We start from the raw sequence: 21,372 nt of genomic DNA on the forward strand, positions 1-21,372 counted from the left end.
CCTGCGTCACCGGGCGGACACCATGAGTATGCGGAGCGGTGGTGGAGCATCGCGCGTTGTGCCACGCTTTCGTGACGTTTTCGTCTCGCCACGGCGCTGGGCGCTGTGGCGGCAAGGCCCGCGCGTGATCACGTACTGCCTGGTCAGCGAGGCACTGGTGGTGGTGCTGACGCTGAAGCCGTCGCCCATCGAAGTCGATCGGCGGACGCTGGCGATCCTCGGGGTCCTGCTGGCGCTCGGCGTCCTGCAGTCGGAGACGGGCCGCCGGGTCGAGCGCATCCGCCGCCGCGTCTCGGGCACGCCGCACATCAACATGACGTCGGTCTGGACGTTCGCCGGAGTTCTGCTGTTGCCGCCGCTGCTGCTCGCGGTGCTGGTCGGCGGCTTGTACCTGCACCTGGCACTGCGCAGCTGGTACCGCCTGCAGCGCGTCCCGGCGTCCCGGACGATCAGCAACTCCGCGATCATCCTGCTGTCCTGCTACGCGGCCCAAGGCGTGCTCCGCCTGGCCGATCTCGACGACGTCCGCTCGGCGATGACCCACCCGTGGCCGGGCACCTTCGCGGTCGCAGGAGCCGGCGTGACGTTCTTCGTGGTCAACGCGCTGCTGGTGCTACCCGCGCGCCGGGAGATCGGCCGGACCCCGGAGGCGCTGTTCGGCACGTGGGCCGACAACGGCCTGGAGGTGGCCACGCTGTGCCTGGGCGCGTTGAACGCGGTGGCGATCGCGACGCTGCCGGGCCTGGTGCTCCTGGTCCTGCCGCCGCTGCTGTTGCTGCACCGCACTGTCCTGGTGAGACAGCTGGAGGTGGCGGCCCACCGGGACGACAAGACGGGCCTGTACAACACGAGCGGCTGGCACGCCCAGGCCGAGCGCACGCTGGCCGGCGCGGCCCGCCAGCGCGGCACGTTCGGTCTGTTGATGCTGGACCTGGACCACTTCAAGCAGGTCAACGACACGTACGGCCACCTGGCCGGTGACGCGGTGCTCAAAGCGGTGGCCGAGGCGATCATCGCGGCGGTCCGCGGCCGCGGCGACGCGGTGGGCCGCTTCGGCGGCGAGGAGTTCGTCGTGTTGCTGCCCGCCATAGCCCACCCGGACATCGGCGCGGTTGCCGAGCGAATCCGCCGCGCGATCAGCGCACTGACTGTCCCGGTGGGCCAGCTGCGGGTCACGGGCCTGTCGGTATCGATAGGCATAGCCGCGTACCCCACAGCGGGAACGGCGTTACAACGACTCCTGGACGCCGCGGACACCGCTCTCTACCACGCGAAAGCCACGGGCAGGAACAAGGTGGTCCACGTAGCGGACCTGGTCTAGCGGGAAGTTATGAGGCGCGGACGAATCGGCGCCGCCCGGAAGAGGCATCAAGCCCCAACATGGCGAGCAGCTCGGCACACTCGGTGACGTCCGAGGAGTGCCCGGCCACGGTGATGACGGCTTTGTCGTTCTGCTCGGAAAGCCGTTCGGCTTCCTCAGCCCGGATAAGACCCATCCGGCTGTCTTCGTCGTTGGCGGTGGAGCTGCCATTGGATCGGGCCCAGGTCATCTGGCACCTACTTCCGGCACGGGCATCCCCGGTCGAGACTCGACCGGAACCCACAACCTTCGTCGACCTACAGCATGACACCCCGAGTGAAATCACCCACAAGGAGGTCCCCTACAGCACCCACAGTAAACGCTCCAACACGGCACCTTAGGGCCCGATACACCCACAAGAACGGCCCTCCGCACCCCCACCAGAACCAGCCGGAAACACCCACACACCCAGCGCAACCACAGCCACACAAGACAACCACCGCACGCCCGGACAGCACACCAGACATACAAAGTCAGCGGGGCAGGCACACCAAGACCCAGCAAAGCCAGACAGGTACTACGAGACTCCCAGCGCAGCATGCCGAACACCCAGAGACTGCCGACACAGCAAACAGGGCCCCAAGACACCCAGCACCACCAGACAGGCGCCCCAAGACCCCCAGCGAAGCAAGACGGGCGCCCCAAGACTCCCAGCGCGGCTAGACAGGCGTTCCAAGACCCGCAGCGCAGCCAGACGGGTGCTCCAAGACACCCAGTGAAGCCAGACGGGACCTCCAAGACCCCCAGCACCACCAGACGGGTGCACCAACACGCCCAAGTCAGCCACGGCAGCAGGGGCAAGGGGCGGCAGCCCCAGGGGGGTCCAGGGGGCGAAGCCCCTTGGCGGGGGTCTGGGGGTCCGACCCCCAGAGACAATGGACGAAACCGAAGAGAAGGCCCAAGCTCCGAAGGAGCGAGGGCCTTCTCGAAGGTGGAGGTGCCGGGAATTGAACCCGGGTCCTCTGGCGTATCGACAGGACTTCTCCGTGCGCAGTCCGCTTCGTCTCTACTCGGCCCCTTCAATCACGCGAACAAGCTGAAGTGACGGGCCCAGCCACTGTTTGCTTCACGGCAGGTCCCCGTGGCCGGGACTGCCGCTGAGCCTCCTAGCTGATGCCGGTACCCGGGTCGGAGGCACACCCGGGCCGACAGAGACGCACTCGCTCAGGCGGCGAGGGCGTACTCGCGCTGATTGGAATCGGCGCTTATTCGATTGCGATGACGCTTACGGTGGTCTCTCGCCTGCACCGGCACGCTTCTCCTGGCTCAACGTCCAAAGTCGAAACCGTTCACCCCCTTGGTGGGACACAACCTGTACAGCATAACGCGTGGCGCCAGCCCTTTGGTCCAGGGCGGGGTAGGGCCAGCCCTACCGGCGGGATGCCCGCGCGCACCATGTCGGCCGGCGGTCCGGCGAACGATGCTTGGGGGCATCGTGGGACTGAAGGGAGCCAGGTCATGGCTAGCGAGAGGCGGGATCCGCCGTTCGGCGGTTCGGTGGTTTTCCTGCTGATGAACCTGCCGCTGGGGGTGGCGGCGTTCACGATCTTGACGTCGCTGACGGCGGCCGGGCTGGGGACGGTCGTGGTGTGGGTGGGGGTTCCGCTGCTGGCGTTGCTGGTGCTGGGGGTGCGGGGTGCGGCGCGGATGGAGCGGGCGCGGGTCTACGCGTTGCTGGACCGGTACGTCGATCTGCCGTACCTGCCGTTGCCGGCGGGCAAGCAGAGCCTGCGTTGGAAGGCGCGGCTGAAGGATCTGTCGACGTGGCGGGACCTGCTGTACTTCTTCGTGTTGTTCCCGCTCGGGCTGATCGAGTTCACGCTGGTGACGGCGTTCTGGTCGACGAGCCTGGCGCTGGCGGGGCTGCCGATCTACTTCCGGTGGCTGCCGGGTGGCGCGTACTACTTCCCGTCGGACGACCTGCGGTGGCTGACCGTGGACTCGACGGTGGAAGCGCTACCGTGGGCGGCGCTGGGGGTGTTGTTCATCGCGTTGTCCGTGGCGCTGACGAAGGCGCTGGCGGGGACGCACGCCCGGCTCGCGAACGCGCTGCTCGGCCCGACCGTCGCCCAGCGCCGTCGGATGGAGCGCTGGTGGGAAGAAGACGAAGAGAAGCACCTGGTGGCGGGATGACGCCGGAGCAACGCCAGCTCGAGCACCCGCGGCCGCACCCGGCTCGCACGATCGGGTACATGGTCCTGAGCTTCGTCTTCCGGCTCGTGCAGTTCGTGCTGATCGTCACGGGGATTTCGGTGGGGGTCGGCACGGCGGTGGTGTGGGTCGGGTTTCCGATCCTGCTGGCGACGACGAGCTTCATCCGCTGGTCGGCGGATCGGGAGCGGGGCTGGGCCGGGCTGATGCTGCGGGTGCCGTTGCCGCCGGTGGAGCGGCGGGCCTACGACGGCGAGCCGGTGCTGCGGCGGTGGCTGATCCGGCTGAGCGACCCGACGACGTGGCGGGACCTGGCGTACCTGATGGCGGCGTTCCCGCTGGCGTGCGTGGAGTTCGCGATCGCGATCGCGTCGATCGTGCTGCTGCCGATGGCGATCTGGGTGACGCCGTGGCTGGGCTGGCTGCACGGGGAGCTGGCGATCGCGTTGCTGGGCCCGAACCGCACGAGGCGGCTGGAGCAGAAGGCCGAGCGGCTGCAGGCTTCGCGGGCCCGGGGCGTCGACGCGGCCGAGGCGGAGCGCCGGCGCATCGAGCGTGACCTGCACGACGGCGCGCAGCAGCGGCTGGTGGCCGTCGCGATGAGCCTGGGCCGCGCGAAGGCGAAGTTCGACCACGATCCCGAGGCCGTCCGCGAGCTGATCGACGAGGCGCACTCGGACGCGAAGCTCGCGGTGTCGGAGCTGCGTGACCTGGCCCGCGGGATCTACCCGGCGGTGCTGGGCGACCGCGGCCTGGACGCGGCGCTGTCGGCGCAGGCGGCGAAGTCGCCGATCCCGGTGGACGTCACGGTGAACGTGGAGCCGCGGCCGCCGGCGGCGGTGGAGACGACGGCGTACTTCATCGTCGGCGAGACGCTGACGAACATCGCGAAGCACTCCGGTGCGAAGGAGGCCGAGGTGAAGGTGTGGCGCGACGACGCGCACGTCGTCGTCGAGATCACCGACAACGGCCACGGCGGCGCCGAGATGCGGCCCGGCGGCGGGCTGGCCGGCCTGGCCGACCGCGCCGCGACGATCGACGGCGTGATCACCGTGGTGAGCCCGGTCGGCGGGCCGACCGTAATCCGGGCTGACCTCCCCTGTGAATGGTGAATAGGCTGGGCCCCGATCATCGGAGAACCTGGGGGCCGGATGCGGGTAGTGATCGCCGAGGACGCCGTGCTGCTGCGGGCCGGGGTCACCCGCCTGCTCGCCGACGAAGGCATCGAAACGGTGGCGGCCGTCGACAACGGGGACGAGCTGCTGGGCGCGGTCCTGGAACACCGTCCTGACCTGGCGATAGTCGACGTCCGGATGCCTCCGACGTTCACCGACGAGGGCCTGCGCGCCGCCCTCGCGGCCCGCAAGGAGGTGCCGGGCCTCCCGGTGCTGGTGCTCTCGCAGTACGTCGAGGAGTCGTACGCGGTCGAGCTGCTCTCGGGTGGCGCCGGCGGTGTCGGCTACCTGCTGAAGGAGCGCGTGGCGGACGTCGCGGACTTCCTGGACGCGGTCCGCCGGGTGGCCAACGGCGGCACGGCGATCGACCCGGACGTCATCGCCCAGCTGATGGCCCGCGGCCGCCGCAACCCGCTGGACGCCCTGACCGCGCGCGAGTCCGAGGTGCTCGGCTTGATGGCCCAGGGCCTGTCGAACACGGCGATCGCGAACTCGCTCGTGGTGTCGCACGGCGCGGTGGAGAAGCACATCGGCAACATCTTCTCGAAACTCGGTTTGGAGGCGAGCGCGGAGGAGCACCGTCGCGTTCGTGCTGTCCTCACCTATCTCGGCCGTTGAGTGGACGTTCAGTGACCAAAAGTCCCGTAAGGTGGACGCTGGGTCACCCGTTCTGAGGGCGGCGTCCTCGAGTCCCCTCACCTACCATGAGCGGACCCGCCGACGAGAGGAGTGCGCGGATGTCCGACGAAACCCGCTGCGTCCGCTTCTTCGGCGGTCCGCTCGACGGCCGGGTCCAGGAGCTCGGGGACACCGAGCCCGTGCCCGGCGCCGTCATCAAGCACATCCACCTCCACGACGGCCCGAAGATCGAGACGCGCTACGAGCTCGGCCTCACCGAGGACGGCTGGGAGTACCGGGTCGCCGCGTCGTCGCGCAGTGAGGCCGAACCCGACGGCATCCGGGAGTCCTGAGCCGTCCGGCGGTAGGGACAACCCCCGCTCCGGCTGGGGGTGAACAGGACCCCGAAGAGGGCGGTCAGCACCGCTGTTGCAGCAGGTCGCAGCGGCCAAGCTCTACTGCATGCAGACAAGCCAGGGGGTCGCACGAGGCGGCCGGGACAGGTTTCTCGACGTCGTCCGGGCGGGGGCCATCCTCGCCGTCATCGCCCAGCACTGGGTCATGCCGGTGCTCTCCTACTCCGGCGGGCAGCTCGCCACCGGCAACGCGCTGGCGACGCCGGGGTGGTGGATCGTCACCTGGCTGTCGCAGGTGATGCCGCTGGTGTTCTTCGCCGGGGGCGCCGCCAACCTCATCTCGCTGCGCCGCGCGGACTCCCCGCGCCAGTGGCTCGCCGCGCGGATCCGGCGCCTGATGGTGCCGGTGCTGCCGCTGCTGGCCGTCTGGCTGGTCGTGCCGGACTTCCTGCGCGGCCTGGGCATCCCGCCGCAGCCGGTGCAGGTCGCCAGCGCGATCGCCGCGCAGCTGCTGTGGTTCCTCGCGGTGTACGTCCTGGTCGTGCTGCTCACGCCGGTGATGGTGGCCGCGCACCGCCGCTGGGGCCTCAAGGTGCCGCTGGTGATGGCGGTGGCGGGCGTGCTCGTCGACGTCGCGCGCTTCAACGACCTCGGCTACATCGGTTACGCCAACGCGATCTTCGTCTGGGTCGCGGTGCACCAGCTCGGCTTCCACTACGTCGACGGCCGTCTCGGTTCGCTGACCCGCCGCGGCGCGCTGACGCTGTCCGCCGCCGGCTTCGGCGTCACCGCGCTGATGGTCGCGTTCGGCCCGTACCCGGCCAGCATGATCGGCATGCCGGGCGCGCCGGTGTCGAACATGAGCCCGCCGACCGTGCTGCTCGCGTTCCTCGCCGTCGGCCAGATCGGCCTGCTGCTCGCCTTCCGCCCGCAGCTCAACGCACTCGCCGAGCGACCGGGCGTCGGCACCGCGCTCAGCTGGCTCGGCGCGCGGTTCATGACCGTCTACCTGTGGCACATGCCGGCGCTGATCGTGGTGGCGGGCGTGACGGTGTACGGCCTCGGCTACGAAACCCCGGCGCCGGGCACGGTGCTCTGGCTGGTGATGGCGCCCGCGTGGTTCGCGGTGTGCGGCCTGGTGCTGCTGGGCCTGCTGCGGTTGTTCGCCCACTTCGAGACCCAGCGCGACACGGTCGCGGTGACGGCGAAGCTGCCGCAGCTGATCGTGGCCGGGCTGATGGTGTCGGGTGGCCTGCTCGGCCTCGCCGCCCACGGTTTCGCCCCGCTGTCGGACGGCATCGTGCACGGGCCGGTGCGGTGGGTGCTGCTCGCGACGGCCGGCTTCCTCTTGGCGGGCAAGCACATCCCGGCGACGGACCTGGGCACCCGCCTGCTGGGCCACGCGGTGACGGTCACGGAGAAGGCCGCGCTCAGGCGTTGAGCAGGCGCAGCGGGGTGTCGTGCAGGACGGCCCGCAGGAACGGCTCCCCCAGGCGATCGTCGGCCGCCCAGCCGGCGATCGCCTGCAGCTGTGTCGCGTAGGAGTACGGGATGTTCGGGAAGTCGGTGCCCAGCACCACGCGGTCGGCGACGTCGGCCAGCCGCGACGTCCAGTCCGCCGGCAGCGGCGACATCGCCTGGACGAACGGCACGCCGACCATCGTGGTGTCGAGGTGCACCCGCGGGTACTTGGCGAGCAGCTCGAACGCGGCGCCGAACTCCGGCATCGCCGCGTGCGCGAGCACCGCTGTCAGCCGCGGGTGCCGCGCCAAAACTTCTTCGAAGACCTGCAACCCGGTGAAGTCGCCCCGCAGCGGACCGTGTCCACAGTGGACGACCACCGGCACACCCGCGTCGGCCAGCGCGCCCCACACCGGCGTCAGGTGCTCGTCACGCGGGTCGTACGCGCCGACCTGGACGTGTGCCTTGAACACCTTCGCGCCCGCCCGCAGCGCACCGTCCACAGCGGACCCCGCGCCCGGCTCCGGGTAGAACGTGCCGGTCGGCACCGCGTCCGGGACCCGCGCCGCGAACTCGAGCGCCCACTCCGTCAGCCACTGCGCCATCCCCGGCTTGTGCGGGTAGACCAGCGGCGCGAACCGCTGGACCCCCAGCGTCTTCAGGGTGGCGATCCGGTCCTGCTCGTCGGTGCGGTAGTGCACCGGCCACTCGGTGCCGTAGTGCGTCGTGGCCCGGTCGAAGTACGCCCAGACCTTGTCCATCACCGGTTTCGGCAGGAAGTGGACGTGCAGGTCGACCAGGCCCGGCAGGCCGAGCGACGCCGTCCAGCGCGCGACATCACTGTCGTCCGCGGGGCCGTGCGTCACTCCGTGAACCGGCCCTTCAGCGCGCGGCCCATGGCCTTGCTGATGTCCCGCTCCGCGTCTCGCTTGGCGAGCGTCTGCCGCTTGTCGTAAGCCTTCTTGCCCTTCGCGAGGGCGATCTCGACCTTGACCTTGCCATCCTTGAAGTACATCGACAGCGGCACCAGCGAGAGCCCGCTCTCCTTGGTCTTGCCGATGAGCTTCTCGATCTCGCGGCGGTGCAGCAGCAGCTTCCGGGTGCGTCGCGGCGTGTGGTTGGTCCACGTGCCCTGCGTGTACTCCGGGATGTGCACGTTGCGCAGCCAGACCTCGCCGTCGTCGACGGTCGCGAACGCGTCGGCCAGCGACGCCTTGCCCTCGCGCAGGCTCTTGACCTCAGTGCCGACGAGCACGAGACCGCACTCGTAGGTGTCGAGGATGGAGTAATCGTGCCGAGCCTTGCGGTTCGACACGATCACCTTCTGGCCAAGTTCCTTGGGCATACGACCACTCTACGTGATGACCTGGGCAGCAAGCAGCTGCCTTTTCGGACGGACGCCGCTAGTGCCGGACGTACAGGCGCAGCGTCACGTAACCGGTGAGGGCGGAGATCAGCACGGACACCCCGAGCAGGATCGGCGCGACCGGGAACAGCAGTTCCAGCATGGTGATCTTCGGGAACACGTCGCCGGTGAACACCGAGTCCAGGAAGCCGGCCTTGGTGATGATCAGCATGATGATCCCGAGGATCGCGCCCACCGCGCCGGCGACCACCGCCTCCAGGAGGAACGGCAGCTGCGTGTACCACCGCGTCGCGCCGACGAGCCGCATGATGCCGACCTCCGTGCGCCGCGTGAACGCGGACACCTGGATCGTGTTGGCGATCAGCAGCAGGGCGGCGATGGCCATGATGAGCGCCGCGCCGAAGGCCATGTTCCGGACGCCGTTGAAGGCGTTGAACACGCGGTCGAGGAACTTCTTCTGGTCGTCGACCTTCCGCACGCCCGGCTTGGTGCTGTAGGCCTGCACGATCGACTCGCTGCGGTCCGGGTCCTTCAGCTTCACGTGCAGCGAAGCGGGCAGCGACTCGGGGCCGGTGAGGGCGACCAGCTCGGGCTGGCTCTCGAAGATCTTCTTGAACCGGTCGTAGGCCTGGTCCTGGTTTTCGAACACGACCGACTCGACGCCGTCGTTGCCCTGCAGGTCCGAGCGCAGCGACTGGCACAGCGACTGGGTGCAGTTCTTGTCGTTCGCGCTGATGTCGTCGGTGAGGTAGACCGAAACCTCGACGTCGGCGAGGAAGTTGGACTTCATCTTGTCGATCGTCCGCACGGCCAGCAGGCCGCCGCCGAGCATGGCGAGCGACACGGCCGTGGTCAGCATCATCGCGATGGTCATCGTGATGTTCCGGCGCAGGCCGGTGATTACCTCACTGAAGACGAAACTGGCGCGCATGTCGGGTGCAGGTCCTTGGGGTCGGGGGCGTGCGGGGGTGGGCGGTCAGCGGCCGATGCCGTAGACGCCGCGGGCGTCGTCGCGGACCACCCGGCCGAGCTGCAGCTCGACGACGCGGCGCCGCATGGAGTCGACGATGCCGTGGTCGTGGGTCGCCATCAGGACGGTCGTGCCGGTGCGGTTGATCCGCTCCAGCAGCAGCATGATGTCCTGGCTGGTGTCGGGGTCCAGGTTCCCGGTCGGTTCGTCGGCGAGCAGCACCAGCGGCCGGTTCACGAACGCGCGCGCGATCGCGACGCGCTGCTGCTCACCACCGGAGAGCTCGTTGGGCAGCCGGTCCGCCTTGCCGTCGAGGCCGACGAGCTCCAGCACCTCGGGGACGACCTTCTTGATGGTCGGGCCGGGCTTGCCGATGACCTCGAGGGCGAACGCGACGTTCTCGGCGACGGTCTTGTTGGCCAGGAGGCGGAAGTCCTGGAACACGCAGCCGATGGTCTGCCGCAGGCGGGGAACCCGGCGGCGGGCCAGCTTGGCGACGTCGAAGTTGGACACCACCACGCGGCCCTTGCTCGGCGTCTCTTCGCGCAGCAGCAGCCGGAGGAAGGTCGACTTCCCCGATCCCGAGGGACCGATCAGGAAGACGAACTCACCCTTTTCGATGTCGACGGACACCCGCTCGAGCGCGGGCCGCGTCGAGGTCTTGTAGACCTTGGAAACCTCTTCGAGCCGGATCACGATTCGGCATACTACCCACCGGTCTCGTGAAGCCCCGGTTGCCCGGGCCACCCGGGTGGAGCAAGGGGCGTTTGCGCACTGTGCGTAGTGGGGTCGTACCCCACGCCCCACGCCGGGGGCTCCGCCACCCGGACCCCCGGAAAGCCCCTGTGAGCGGTCACACGAACACCCCTTGCACCGTTAAACGGCCGCGGACTGCTTACGCCAGCGGATGCCGGCGTCGAGGAAACCGTCGATCTCGCCGTCGAGCACCGCGGACGGGTTGCCGACCTCGAACTCGGTCCGCAGGTCCTTGACCATCTGGTACGGGTGCAGCACGTAGGAGCGCATCTGGTTGCCCCAGCTGGAGCCGCCGTCCTTGAGCGCGTCCATCTCGGCGCGCTCTTCTTCCTTCTTGCGCAGCATCAGCCGGGCCTGGAGGACCTTGAGCGCGGCGGCCTTGTTCTGCAGCTGCGACTTCTCGTTCTGGCAGGAGACGACGATGCCGGTCGGCAGGTGCGTGATGCGCACCGCGGAGTCGGTCGTGTTGACGCTCTGGCCGCCGGGGCCGGACGAGCGGTAGACGTCGACGCGGATGTCCTTCTCCGCGATGTCGACGTGGTCGACCTCTTCGACCTCGGGCAGCACCTCGACGTGCGCGAACGACGTCTGGCGGCGGCCCTGGTTGTCGAACGGCGAGATCCGGACGAGCCGGTGGGTGCCCTGCTCGACCGAGAGGGTGCCGTAGACGTAGGGGGCGGTCACCGTGAACGTCGCCGACTTGATGCCCGCCTCTTCGGCGTAGGAGATGTCGTAGACGTTGGTCGGGTAGCCGTGGCGCTCGGCCCAGCGCATGTACATCCGGAGCAGCATCTCGGCGAAGTCCGCGGCGTCGACGCCACCGGCCTCGGAGCGGATGGTGACGACGGCGTTGCGGTCGTCGTACTCGCCGGAGAGCAGGGTGCGAACCTCGAGGCCGTCGATGGCCTTGCCCAGTTCGGTCAGCTCACCCTCGGCCTCGCCCATGCTGCCGGCGTCACCCTCGTCGCCGGCGAGCTCGTACAGCACGCCCAGGTCGTCGAGCCGCTGGCGCAGGTCGTTGACCCGTCGCAGCTCGCTCTGCCGGTGGGAGAGCTGGCTGGTCACCTTCTGCGCCGCTTCGGGGTCGTCCCAGAGGTTGGGGCTCGAAGCCTGCTGCTCCAGGTCGGCCACCTGCGCGCGCAACGCGTCGAGGTCCATCACCGACTCGATCTGCGTCAGCTTGCCGGTCAGGTCCTTCAATGCCGCGTCGAACTCATCACTCACGTTTGTCGAGGTTACGGCAAAACCCACGACCGGTCGCGAGCACCGGTCGTGGGCGGGGTGAACCTCAGGCCGACGGGATGGCGTCGAGCAGCTTCAGGGCGGCCTTGGCCTGAGCCTGAGCGAACTCGGCGACGGCCTTTTCGTAGGGCCCTTCGGCCGACTTCGTGGCCGTCTTCGCGTCGTCGAGCTGCTGGCCGTAGCTGGTGCGCGCCGACTCGAGCAGCGACCCGCGCTGCTTGGCCGTCAACGACCCGGCGTGCACGAGCCGCAGGATGAGCGGGCTGCGCAGGTGGTCGGGACCGGCCTCGGACGTCAGCCAGGTCTTGAAGGCCTTCTTGCCGGCGGCGGTGATCAGGTACTGCTGACTGGAGCGCGGACCCTGCTTGCCGAGCCGGACGAGACCTTCCTTGGACAGCGCCGGGAGCTCCCGGTACACCTGGCTGCGGGTGACGCTGAAGAAGGCACCGAAGCGCTCACCGGCGCCCGCGACGAGCTGCCCGCCGGTGGCGGGACCGTCGTGGAGCAGACCGAGCAGGGCGGCGGCTGTTGCATTCAATTCGGACACGCCCTCTACATTCCCACTTATCGTCGCCTGTGTCCACAGTGGTCAGCGGATCTGTCCATTGTGGCTAGTGAGATCCCCTCGTTCGGCCCAATCCGCTCTGGTCCACAGTGGACCCCGGACACGCAGCGCTACCACGGTGACCACGCATTGGTCCGACCAGCCGCATCCGGACGGTGGTGACAACCACCAGGCAGGTGAGTTTGCCGGGCGGCCGTCCCCGCTTGGCCCACAGTGGACACGCACCGCAACCATCGGGAACGAGAGCCCGACTGACGGAATCCGTAGCGATTCGACGGTTTCACGGAAAAGTCGGCGGCGAAAGTCGTACGAACATGACAAAAAGAGGCGCGTTCCCGGTTTCCCGAGAACGCGCCTCCTGGTGGTAGCGGGGACAGGATTTGAACCTGCGACCTCTGGGTTATGAGCCCAGCGAGCTACCGAGCTGCTCCACCCCGCGCCGTTGTGGTACTTGAGAAAGATTACACGGTGCGTTCAAGGCGTTTACAGGGGGGTCCTGAAACGCGTTGACCAGGCGTTATGCCAGCCCGAGCCAGCCGCGGGCGCCCCCGAGGACGATCGCCAGGCCGTCCTCGAACCGCGCGTCGACGTCGGTGAGCACCGAGCCGCCGGGCGCGCCCCGGTAGCGCTCGTCCAGCTGGCCGGGCATCGGGTAGACGGCCTGCTCTTCGATGGTGAACCCGACGACGAAGCTGTAGACGGTGAAGAGCACCTGGTCCGCCCGCCGCGCGTCCAGCCCGGCGTCGATGCTCCGGCGGAACGCGTGCTCGCCGACCAGGCTCAGGTCGCCGAGGTAGGTCCCGGCGAAGACCTTCCCGCCGTCGCGGTAGGCCAGCATCATCCGGCGCGCCGCCCGGGCGCGGTAGGCGACGGTCTCCCACTCCCCCAGCGGCTCCGGCGGCTCCCGGTCGGCGTCGGCGTACATCTGCGTCGCCATCTCGTCGAGCAGCTCCTGCTTGTTCTTCAGGTGCCAGTAGAGCGCCGGCGCCTTGACGCCGAGTTCGGTGGCGATGAGCCGCAGCGTGAGGCCATTCAGGCCGACCTCGTTGAGCAGCTTGAGCCCGGCACGGGCGATGTCCCGCCTGGTCAGGGCCATGTCCACGATCTCCTCAGCGTCCGAACTTGACAGCTTAACGATGTTAAGGGCATCCTCGGGGCACGTCAATTTAACGTTGTTAAGGGGATCTCATGGACGAGCTGACGGCGGAGGTGGTCGTCGCCGGGGCGGGGCCGACCGGGCTGATGCTGGCGAACGAGCTGGCACTGGCCGGAGTGGACGTCGTGGTGCTGGAGCGCTTGGCGGAGCGGACGGGGCTGTCGAAGGCCCTGAACCTCCAGCCGCGCACGGCGGAGGTGCTGGATCTGCGCGGCCTGCTGGGCCGGGCGGAGCGGCGGTCGTTCGCGACGGTGGGCGAAGGCCACTTCGCGATGATCCCGGTGAGCTACGCCGGCTGGGACACGCGTCACCCGTACCAGCTGGGCATCCCTCAGGCCCAAGTGGAGGCGGCCCTGGAGGAGCGCCTGGCGGAGCAGGGCGTGAAGGTCCTCAGAGGCCAGGAGCTGAAGGAGTTCACCCAGGACGAAGAGGCCGTCACGGTCACCACCACGACGACCCGGATCCGGGCGTCCTACCTGGTGGGCTGCGACGGCGGCCGAAGCGCGGTCCGCAAAGCGCTGAACCTCCCGTTCGAAGGGATCGACGGCCGCGGCCACGGAGTGGTGGCGGACGTCCGGTTCGCGGCAACCCCACCAGGAGCCCAGAGCGAGTGGCGCTCGATGCGCGACATCGTCACCGCGGACGGCATCGGCAAGTACACGGGCCTGATCCCGCTGTCGGAACCGAACCTGTACCGCCTGGCCTACGGAGACCGCCTGAACCGCCCGGCGAACCTCCGAGCGGAGGTAACGGACGACGAAGTCCGCGACGTGATCACCAAGACGTACGGCGCGGAGACGAAGGTCGAAGAGATCCGCTGGGCATCCCGCTTCGGAGACGACTCGAGACTGGCCGCAAGGTACCGGGTAGGCCGGGTACTACTGGCAGGCGACGCAGCACACACGCACTTCCCAGCCGGAGGCCAGGGCCTCAACCTGGGCGTCCAGGACGCCATGAACCTGGGCTGGAAACTGGCAGCAACCCTGAAAGGCACCGGCCACAAAGACCTGCTGGACACCTACGAACAAGAACGCCGCCCAGTAGCAGAGGCGGTAGTACAAAACGTAGCGGCCCAGTCAGCCCTGATCCCCTCAACCCCAGAGCTTTTGGCGCTACGAAAGCTCTTCCGAGCAATGTCCGAACTCCCACAAGCCCAGCATTACTTGTCAGGCCTGATATCAGGCCTGAGCATCACCTACCCAGCGGACGAAAATGCCCACCCAGCAACAGGAACCCGCTTACCCGACTTCAAAACCAAGACGGGCAACGCAAGCGACTGGTTCCACAAAGGAAAGTTCGTCCTACTGACAACAACAGAAACAGAAACAGAAAGCTCCCACCCGAACATCAAAGTGGCAGTAGTGGACAACCTCCCCTGGCCAGACGTAACAAGAGCCCTGATCCGCCCAGACGGCTACGTAGCAAACACAACAGGAGAAACAGAGCCGTGGCTGACCTGACAGCCCGACCACCCGAAGGGGGGTCCAGGGGCGGCGAAGCCCCCCTGGCGGGGGTCTGGGGGTTCGACCCCCAGGAGAAATGCGAAGGAGGCCCGGTCGACGTTCTCCGTCGACACAGGCCTCCTGCATCCGTAGCGGGGACAGGATTTGAACCTGCGACCTCTGGGTTATGAGCCCAGCGAGCTACCGAGCTGCTCCACCCCGCGTCGTGTTCCCTACTTTACGCCCTGGTTTCGAGGGGGCGCAAAGCAGGGTCACTTAGGTCGTCGACGTCACCCGCCGGGCTGGCTGGTGGGTGTGGTGCTGGGTGTCGTGGCCGGTTGTGCCTTGGCCGACTGGTAGGCCTTCGCGGCCGCGTCGAGGGCGGCCAGGGCCGCGCCTTGGTCGGCGAAGTTGCCGGATTTCTGGGCGGCTTGGAGTTTGACGATGGCCGATTCGATGTCGGCGGCGGCCTTGTCGAGGGCCGCGTTGCCGCCGCCGGTGTTGGGCGGTGTGGTCGTCGGCGTGGTCGGCGTGGTCGTCGGCTGGCCGGACTGGGGCGGTGTGGTGGTGGCCGCTCCGGTGCCGGTGCCGAAGACCTGGTCGAGGGCTTCCTGGAGGGTGGCGCCGTAGCCGACCTTGGGTCCGTACGAGACGAGGACGCGGGCCAGCTGTGGATAGCTGTTCTGGTTGCGCTGCCGGATGTAGACGGGTTCGACGTAGAGGAACCCTTCGGCGACCGGGAGCGTGATCAGGTTGCCGTAGATCGGGATGACGTTGGGGTTGTTGAACAGGGTCCGGTCCTGCGCGACGCGTGGATCGCTCTGGAACCGGTTCTGGACTTGGACCGGGCCGTCGACCTGGGTGGCTCCGGTGGCCGCGCTGGGTAGCTGGAGGACGCGGATCTTGCCGTAGTCGACCGGGTCGGAGGACACCGACATCCAGGACGCGAGGTACTGGCGCTGGAGGCCGGTGAGGGAGCTGGTCAGCTGGAAGGTCGGCTGGGTCTGGCCCGGGGTGTCCGCGAGGACGTAGTACCCGGGCTGGTTGGCGGCGCCGGCCGCGGCGGGGTTGGCGCCGCCTTCCGCCGTCGGGTCCTGCGGGACGCTCCAGAAGGCCTGCTGGGAGTAGAACTCCTGCGGGTTGCTCACGTGGTAGCGGGACAGGAGCTCGCGCTGGATCTTGAAGAGGTCTTCGGGGTAGCGGAAGTGGGCCCGCAGGTCCTCGGAGATCGCGGAGCTGGGCTTCACGAGTCCGGGGAAGACCTTTTCCCAGGCGTTTAGGACCGGTTCCTTGTCGTCGATCGAATACAGGTTCACGGTGCCGTTGAAGGCGTCGACCGTGGCCTTGACCGAGTTCCGGATGTAGTTGATGGAGCTGTTGCCCTGGCGGGCGACGCCGTTGAGGGAGTCGTTGGTGGCCGCGCCGAGCTGCGTCTGCTGCGAGTACGGGAAGTTGTTGATGGTGGTGTAACCGTCGATGATCCACTGGATCTTGCCGTCGACGACCGCCGGGTACGGGTCGCCGTCGAGGGTCAGCCACGGCGCGACCTTGCTGACGCGGTCGCGCGGGTCGCGGTTGTACATGATCTTCGAGTTGTCGCCGATGGCGTCGGAGAACAGGATGTTCCGTTCGCCGTACTCGGCCGCGAAGGCCAGGCGGTTGAACCAGTTGTCGATCGAGACGCCGCCGGTGCCCTTGTACGTGTAGCGGTCGGTGGCGGTGTCGTACTCGCCGGGCGCGTTGCCCGAGGTGCCGCCGACGATGGCGTAGTCGGAGTCCGCGGCGGACAGCTCGCCGTAGTAGATGCGGGGTTCCTTGACCTCGATGCCGGGGGCGCTCCCGTTGGCGCCGGCGCCGGTCGGGTTCTGGGTGTCGCTGGTGGTGGCGATCGGGTAGCCGCCGTCGGAGTTGGCGTCCTTGACCGCGCGGTCGATCGTGTTGGCCGGCGCGGCGACGAAGCCGTTGCCGTGGGTGTAGACGAGGTGCTTGTTGATCCAGCTGGTCTGGTTGCCGGTCAGGCCCTCGGTCTTGATCTCCTTGGCCGCGACGATGTAGTCCTGCGTGGTGCCGCCGACGGTGTAGCGGTCGATGTCGAGCTTGGCCGGGAAGCCGTAGAAGTTCTCGCGGCCGACGCGCTGGGTGAAGGTGTCGGAGAGGACGTTCGGGTCGAGCAGCCGGATGTTCGACATCGTCCCGGTGTCGGACTTGACCTCGCTCGCGGTCGCGTCGGACTTGCCCGAGTACTGCTGGTACTGGACGTCGGTCAGGCCGAACGCCTTGCGGGTGGCGTCCATGTTGCGCTGGATGGACGTCGCTTCCTTCTCGTTCGCGTTCGGCCTCACCGAGAACTGGTCGAGGACGGCCGGCCAGGCGACGCCGACCAGGATGCTCGACAGGATCAGCAGGACGAGGGCGATGGCCGGCAGTTGCAGGTTGCGCAGGAACGCGCCGGCGAAGAACGCGATCGCGCAGATCACCGAGATGCACAGCAGGATCAGCTTCGCGGGCAGGACCGCGTTCAGGTCGGTGTAGGTGGCGCCGATGAACAGTGGCGCGCCCCGGTCGGACAACAGCAGGTTGTACCGGTCGACGAAGTACTCCGCGGCCTTCAGCAGCACGAAGAGACCGACCGTGATGGCGAGCTGCGCGCGGGTCGGGCCGGCGAGCTGGCCGCCCTTGCCGGCGAGGCGGATGCCGCCGAAGACGTAGTGCGAGATCAGCGCGCCGAAGAAGGAGATGACGACGGTGATGAACAGCCAGCCGAGCAGCCAGTTGAAGAACGGCAGGTCGAAGGCGTAGAAGCCGATGTCGTTGCCGAACTCGGGGTCGGTCTGGCCGAACGAGGTGCCGTTGAGGAACAGCTGCACGACCTGCCAGTCGCCTTGGGCGGACAGCCCGGCGATGAGGCCGGTGAGCACCGGGATGCCGATGCCGAAGAGGCGGATCCGGGCGACGATCGCGGAGCGGTAGCGCGCCAGCGGGTCGTCGGCGCCGGAGATCGGCACGAACACCGGGCGGGTGCGGTAGGCGATCATCAGGCTGATCGCGAGGGCACCGCCGACGAGCAACCCGACGGCGAAGAAGAGCACGACGCGAGTGACCACCTGAGTGGTGAACACCGATCGCGCGCCGACCTCGCCGAACCACAGCCAGTCGACGTACGTGTCCAGCAGGCGGGCCCCCAGCAACAGCGCGAGCACGATCACCGCGGCGATGATGAGGAGGATCCGGCTGCGCCGGGACAGCTTCGGCAGGCTCACCGGGGGCCGAGTCGCCACGGCGCACGCTCCTGTCTTCGTGAATGCTTGTTACACGGAGACGCGTGCGCCTCCTGATGACCTAACTCTACGGATGCCGTGGGAAGTTCCCGGGACCCGCCCAAACCGGACTCGCGACCGCGTCGCGCGGGGGCGCCTGCCACCATGTGCGCATGAACGAACCGCACCCGGCCGTCCCTGGTGTCGCCGCACTCGCCCGTGAGATCGAGGAGTTCATGGCCGCGGCCGGCTGGGACCAGCCGCCGCAGCTGTTCGCGCTGGTGCCGACGGCGGCCCTGCTCGACGAGCAGCCGGAGCTGGCCGGGCAGCTGGACCGGGCCAACCCGCTGACGCCGGTGGCGCAGGAGGCCCTGCCCGAGGGCGACCTCGCCGAGGCGCTGGGCCGGATCGCCTGGCCCGATCTGGTCATCGGGTGCGCGCTGGCGCAGGAGATCATCGTGCTGCCGCCGGGCTCGGAGTCGGAGCTGCCGGACGTCGCCGAGGCGGACGCGGACAGCCTGCGGCGCGCCGCCGCCGACCACCCCCAGCGGACCGAGGCCCGGCTGGTGGCCGCCGTACTGCGCGAGGGCGGGCGCTCGTGCGTCATGCGCCTGCGCGGGATCGGCACGGCCGAAGACGGCGACGAATCCGTCGACGAGATCGTCGAAAGCCCGGACCTGGCCCCGAATCTGATCGAAGCGCTGAAAGCGACACTGATGCCTTGACGGCCGCTGGGTGCCCGGCCGCTCAGCACGACGCGGTCTGCCGTCCCGCCTTGAGGTTGGCCAGCTGGGCGAGCGCGTCGTCCAGTGTGGACACCTTGATGAGGTTGAGCCCGGACGGCGCGGTCGTCTTCGCTTCGGCGCAGTTGTGCTCGGGCACGAGGAAGTCGGTGGCCCCCGCTTCCCGGGCGCCGACGACCTTGAAGGAGATCCCGCCGATCGGGTCGACCTCACCCGTCTCGGTGATCTCGCCGGTGCCGGCGATGTGCCGCCCGGCCGCCAGGTCGCCGGGCCGGAGCCGGTCGATGATCGCCAGGGTGAACATCAGCCCGGCCGAGGGGCCGCCGACGTCCTGCAGCGAGATCGTCACGTTGAACGGCGCGTCGGCCCGGTCGACCGCGGTGAGGCCGATGAAGCCCTCCTTGCGGTCCGGGCGCGCGGCGAGGGTGAGCGGCACGGTCCGCTCCGGCTGGCCGTCGGACTGGAAGGTGATCTGGACGGCCTGGCCGGGCAGGGTGCCGGCCAGCGCGGCCCGCACGTCCGCGGCCTCGACGATCTTCTTGTTGTTGACGGTGATCAGCTTGTCGCCGGGGGCCAGCACGTGGTCCGCGGGGCTGCCGGAGACGATCTCCTTCGCCAGCACCTTGACCGGGTAGCCGAGCTTGCGCAGCGCGGCGACCTGGGCGTTGGTCTGCGAGTCCTGCAGCTGCTGGATGTTCTCCTGCTTGACCTGCTCGTTGGTCTCGCCCGGCTTGAAGTACTCCTCGCGCGGCGCCAGCGCGTACCGGCCGCTCGCCCAGAAGCCGAGGCCCTGGAACAGGGTCACGCCGTCGTGCAGGGAGACGGTCGTCATCCGCAGCTCGCCGGTGGTCTGGAAGGTGTCGTGACCGGCGACCTGGATGACCGGGTTCCCCGCCGCGTCGCGACCGAGCGTGTCGTAGGTGGGGCCCGGGCTGATCGCCACGAACGGCACCGGCACGACCGAACCGAGCACCACGAACACCAGGAACAGCGAGCCGCTGACCACGAGCGTCCAGCCCCGGCGGGTCATCCGCCGGGCCTCTCCGGTCCGCTCCGGCGGCGTTTCCGGCGGGGTCGTCGCGGGGGCGGTCTCCTCGGAGGACTTGGTCACGCCCGACAGCGTACGGTGACCGTGTTCGCTTCTCGGTGAAGGCCACGCACATGGGTCCGGTTGACGCGCTTCGGGGCGCCCGACCCGCGTACGGTGGACCCATGAGCAAACCCCCGTTCGGCTTCGGACCTTCCGATCCCGACAAACGAGGTGAGAACGACCCCTCGGAGGGCGGGCAGCAGTCCGGCGCCGAGGCCTTCAACCAGCTCGGTCAGATGCTGAGCCAACTGGGCCAGATGCTCAGTCAGGCCGGTACTTCCAGCGGGCCGGTGAACTACGATCTCGCCAAGCAGATCGCCCTGCAGAACCTGGGCAGCGCCGGCAACACCGGCGAGAGCAGGCTCGGTTTCTCCGGCAGTGACGACTCGAACGCCGCCGTGCGTGACGCGGCCCACCTGGCCGAGATGTGGCTCGACCCGGCGACGTTCCTGCCCGCGGGCGCCACGTCGACGGTCGCCTGGTCGCCGCGCACCTGGGTGGAGAAGACGCTCCCGACGTGGCAGCGGCTCTGCGACCCGGTCGCCCAGCGGATCTCGGGCGCCTGGATGGAGGCGCTGCCCGAGGAGGCCAAGCAGGCCGCCGGCCCGTTGATGCAGATGATGGGGCAGATGGGCGGGATGGCCTTCGGCTCCCAGCTCGGCAACGCGCTGGCGCAGCTCGCGTCGGAGATGCTGACGTCCTCCGAGATCGGCCTCCCGCTGGCGCCCCCGGGGACGTCGGCGCTGCTGCCGGCGAACATCGAGAAGTTCGCCGAGGGCCTGGAGCTGCCGAACAGCGAGATCCTCGTCTTCCTGGCCGCCCGCGAGGCGGCCCACCAGCGGCTCTTCACGCACGTGCCGTGGCTGCGCCAGCGGCTGCTGGCGACGGTCGAGGAGTTCGCCCACGGGATCTCGGTCGACACGTCGGCGCTGGAGTCCCTGGCCGGCCAGATCGACCCGTCGAACCCGGCGAGCATCGAAGAGGCCATGTCGTCCGGGCTGCTGGAGCCGCAGACGACGGAGGAGCAGAAGGGCGCGCTGAACCGCCTGGAGACGTTGCTCGCCCTGGTCGAGGGCTGGGTCGACGTGGTCGTGGCCGAGGCCGTCGGTGATCGGCTGCCGGGCGCGGACGCCCTGCGCGAGACCCTGCGCCGCCGCCGCGCGACGGGTGGTCCGGCGGAGCAGACGTTCGCCACCCTGGTGGGCCTGGAGCTGCGCCCCCGCCGCATGCGAGCGGCGTCGACGCTGTGGAACATGGTGGGCGAGCAGCACGGCATCGAGAAGCGCGACGCCCTGTGGTCCCACCCGGACCTGATGCCGACGGCCGAGGACCTCGACGAGCCCCTGGACTTCTCGGCCCGAGTCGGCCAGAGCGGCACGGCGGACGACCTGGACCCCATGGCGGAGCTGGAGCGCACGGAGCGTGAAGAGCGCGAAAAAGCCGACCCCCCGTCCACCGACGACACCCCGGACGACAACCCCAAGAGCTGAGCTCCACCACCAGACCGGGCGCCCCGCACCAGCGAGGCGCCCGGTTCTGCATCCAGCCCCCACCGTGTCGACCCCCGAATCACGCGAGCCGACCCCCCAAGCACGCGAGCCGACCCTCCGAGTGCACGAGCCGACCCTCTAGGTACGCGAGCCGACTGCCCGGGCACGCCGGCC

The 21,372-nt window shown here is 68.9% G+C and carries 19 protein-coding genes, 2 tRNA genes and 1 other RNA gene; 9 read left to right on the forward strand and 13 right to left on the reverse strand.

Annotation, left to right across the window (positions count from 1 at the left end; genetic code table 11):
• Positions 1-28 precede the first annotated feature (28 nt).
• Complete coding sequence (locus ACLJQZ_RS36270; RefSeq protein ID WP_410624777.1) at positions 29-1,321, forward strand: diguanylate cyclase; 1,293 nt, start codon at positions 29-31, stop codon at positions 1,319-1,321.
• Between the two features lie 7 nt (positions 1,322-1,328).
• On the opposite strand, the gene ACLJQZ_RS36275 is transcribed toward ACLJQZ_RS36270, so the two are convergent.
• Complete coding sequence (locus tag ACLJQZ_RS36275; protein ID WP_410624719.1) at positions 1,329-1,550, reverse strand: hypothetical protein; 222 nt, start codon at positions 1,548-1,550, stop codon at positions 1,329-1,331.
• Positions 1,551-2,289: 739 nt separating this feature from the next.
• Positions 2,290-2,657, reverse strand: a transfer-messenger RNA (tmRNA) gene (ssrA, locus tag ACLJQZ_RS36280).
• Positions 2,658-2,818: 161 nt separating this feature from the next.
• Here ssrA and ACLJQZ_RS36285 point away from each other — a divergent pair.
• The 5 genes from ACLJQZ_RS36285 to ACLJQZ_RS36305 all read left to right on the forward strand — a co-directional run bounded on the left by ACLJQZ_RS36285 (position 2,819) and on the right by ACLJQZ_RS36305 (position 7,101).
• Positions 2,819-3,493, forward strand: coding sequence for a sensor domain-containing protein (locus ACLJQZ_RS36285; protein WP_410624721.1), 675 nt, complete (start codon positions 2,819-2,821; stop codon positions 3,491-3,493).
• Complete coding sequence (locus ACLJQZ_RS36290) at positions 3,490-4,623, forward strand: sensor histidine kinase (RefSeq protein WP_410624723.1); 1,134 nt, start codon at positions 3,490-3,492, stop codon at positions 4,621-4,623. The genes ACLJQZ_RS36285 and ACLJQZ_RS36290 overlap by 4 nt, the downstream gene beginning before the upstream one ends.
• Positions 4,624-4,662: 39 nt before the next feature.
• Positions 4,663-5,304 carry a response regulator transcription factor gene (locus ACLJQZ_RS36295; protein ID WP_247061287.1) on the forward strand — a complete coding sequence of 214 codons (642 nt, stop codon included), beginning with the start codon at positions 4,663-4,665 and terminating at the stop codon, positions 5,302-5,304.
• A 119-nt stretch (positions 5,305-5,423) separates the two neighbouring features.
• Complete coding sequence (locus ACLJQZ_RS36300) at positions 5,424-5,657, forward strand: hypothetical protein (RefSeq protein ID WP_410624725.1); 234 nt, start codon at positions 5,424-5,426, stop codon at positions 5,655-5,657.
• A gap of 109 nt (positions 5,658-5,766) precedes the next feature.
• A complete protein-coding gene (locus ACLJQZ_RS36305) occupies positions 5,767-7,101 on the forward strand; it encodes an acyltransferase family protein (protein ID WP_410624727.1) in 1,335 nt (444 codons plus the stop codon).
• Here the strand turns inward: ACLJQZ_RS36305 and ACLJQZ_RS36310 are convergent.
• The 8 genes from ACLJQZ_RS36310 to ACLJQZ_RS36345 form a co-directional block, all read right to left on the reverse strand.
• A complete protein-coding gene (locus ACLJQZ_RS36310; protein WP_410624729.1) occupies positions 7,091-7,987 on the reverse strand; it encodes an amidohydrolase family protein in 897 nt (298 codons plus the stop codon). The two genes, ACLJQZ_RS36305 and ACLJQZ_RS36310, sit on opposite strands and share 11 nt — an antisense overlap.
• Entirely contained in the window at positions 7,984-8,466 is a 483-nt protein-coding gene (gene smpB, locus ACLJQZ_RS36315) for an SsrA-binding protein SmpB (RefSeq protein ID WP_247061279.1), read from the reverse strand. Before smpB ends, ACLJQZ_RS36310 begins: the two co-directional genes overlap by 4 nt.
• 58 nt (positions 8,467-8,524) lie before the next feature.
• Positions 8,525-9,418, reverse strand: a complete 894-nt coding sequence (gene ftsX, locus ACLJQZ_RS36320) for a permease-like cell division protein FtsX (protein WP_410624731.1) — start codon at positions 9,416-9,418, stop codon at positions 8,525-8,527.
• A gap of 45 nt (positions 9,419-9,463) precedes the next feature.
• Positions 9,464-10,153 carry a cell division ATP-binding protein FtsE gene (gene ftsE / locus ACLJQZ_RS36325; protein ID WP_247061275.1) on the reverse strand — a complete coding sequence of 230 codons (690 nt, stop codon included), beginning with the start codon at positions 10,151-10,153 and terminating at the stop codon, positions 9,464-9,466.
• A 180-nt stretch (positions 10,154-10,333) separates the two neighbouring features.
• Complete coding sequence (prfB, locus tag ACLJQZ_RS36330) at positions 10,334-11,437, reverse strand: peptide chain release factor 2 (RefSeq protein ID WP_247061274.1); 1,104 nt, start codon at positions 11,435-11,437, stop codon at positions 10,334-10,336.
• Between the two features lie 64 nt (positions 11,438-11,501).
• Positions 11,502-12,002, reverse strand: coding sequence for a PadR family transcriptional regulator (locus ACLJQZ_RS36335; protein ID WP_247061271.1), 501 nt, complete (start codon positions 12,000-12,002; stop codon positions 11,502-11,504).
• A 380-nt stretch (positions 12,003-12,382) separates the two neighbouring features.
• Positions 12,383-12,459: transfer RNA gene (locus ACLJQZ_RS36340), tRNA-Met, on the reverse strand.
• Between the two features lie 78 nt (positions 12,460-12,537).
• Positions 12,538-13,116 carry a TetR/AcrR family transcriptional regulator C-terminal domain-containing protein gene (locus tag ACLJQZ_RS36345; protein ID WP_410624735.1) on the reverse strand — a complete coding sequence of 193 codons (579 nt, stop codon included), beginning with the start codon at positions 13,114-13,116 and terminating at the stop codon, positions 12,538-12,540.
• A 92-nt stretch (positions 13,117-13,208) separates the two neighbouring features.
• On the opposite strand from ACLJQZ_RS36345, the gene ACLJQZ_RS36350 reads away from it, so the two are divergent.
• The gene (locus ACLJQZ_RS36350) at positions 13,209-14,636 is read left to right on the forward strand and encodes an FAD-dependent monooxygenase (protein ID WP_410624737.1); all 1,428 of its coding nucleotides are present in this window, start codon (positions 13,209-13,211) and stop codon (positions 14,634-14,636) included.
• 132 nt (positions 14,637-14,768) lie between these two features.
• On the opposite strand, the gene ACLJQZ_RS36355 is transcribed toward ACLJQZ_RS36350, so the two are convergent.
• A tRNA-Met gene (locus tag ACLJQZ_RS36355) sits at positions 14,769-14,842 on the reverse strand.
• Positions 14,843-14,908: 66 nt separating this feature from the next.
• Positions 14,909-17,896 (reverse strand): UPF0182 family protein, encoded by a 2,988-nt coding sequence (locus ACLJQZ_RS36360; RefSeq protein WP_410624739.1) that lies wholly within the window; start codon positions 17,894-17,896, stop codon positions 14,909-14,911.
• A gap of 152 nt (positions 17,897-18,048) precedes the next feature.
• On the opposite strand from ACLJQZ_RS36360, the gene ACLJQZ_RS36365 reads away from it, so the two are divergent.
• On the forward strand, positions 18,049-18,600 hold the full coding sequence (locus ACLJQZ_RS36365; RefSeq protein WP_247061266.1) for a PPA1309 family protein: 552 nt from the start codon (positions 18,049-18,051) through the stop codon (positions 18,598-18,600).
• 22 nt (positions 18,601-18,622) lie between these two features.
• Here ACLJQZ_RS36365 and ACLJQZ_RS36370 read toward each other — a convergent pair whose 3' ends face one another.
• Positions 18,623-19,729, reverse strand: a complete 1,107-nt coding sequence (locus tag ACLJQZ_RS36370) for a PDZ domain-containing protein (protein WP_410624741.1) — start codon at positions 19,727-19,729, stop codon at positions 18,623-18,625.
• Between the two features lie 101 nt (positions 19,730-19,830).
• Between ACLJQZ_RS36370 and ACLJQZ_RS36375 the strand changes: the two genes are divergently transcribed.
• On the forward strand, positions 19,831-21,198 hold the full coding sequence (locus ACLJQZ_RS36375; RefSeq protein ID WP_410624743.1) for a zinc-dependent metalloprotease: 1,368 nt from the start codon (positions 19,831-19,833) through the stop codon (positions 21,196-21,198).
• Positions 21,199-21,372 lie beyond the last annotated feature (174 nt).

The sequence above is a fragment of the Amycolatopsis sp. cmx-8-4 genome, assembly GCF_046548675.1.
In the GTDB taxonomy this organism is placed as follows: domain Bacteria; phylum Actinomycetota; class Actinomycetes; order Mycobacteriales; family Pseudonocardiaceae; genus Amycolatopsis.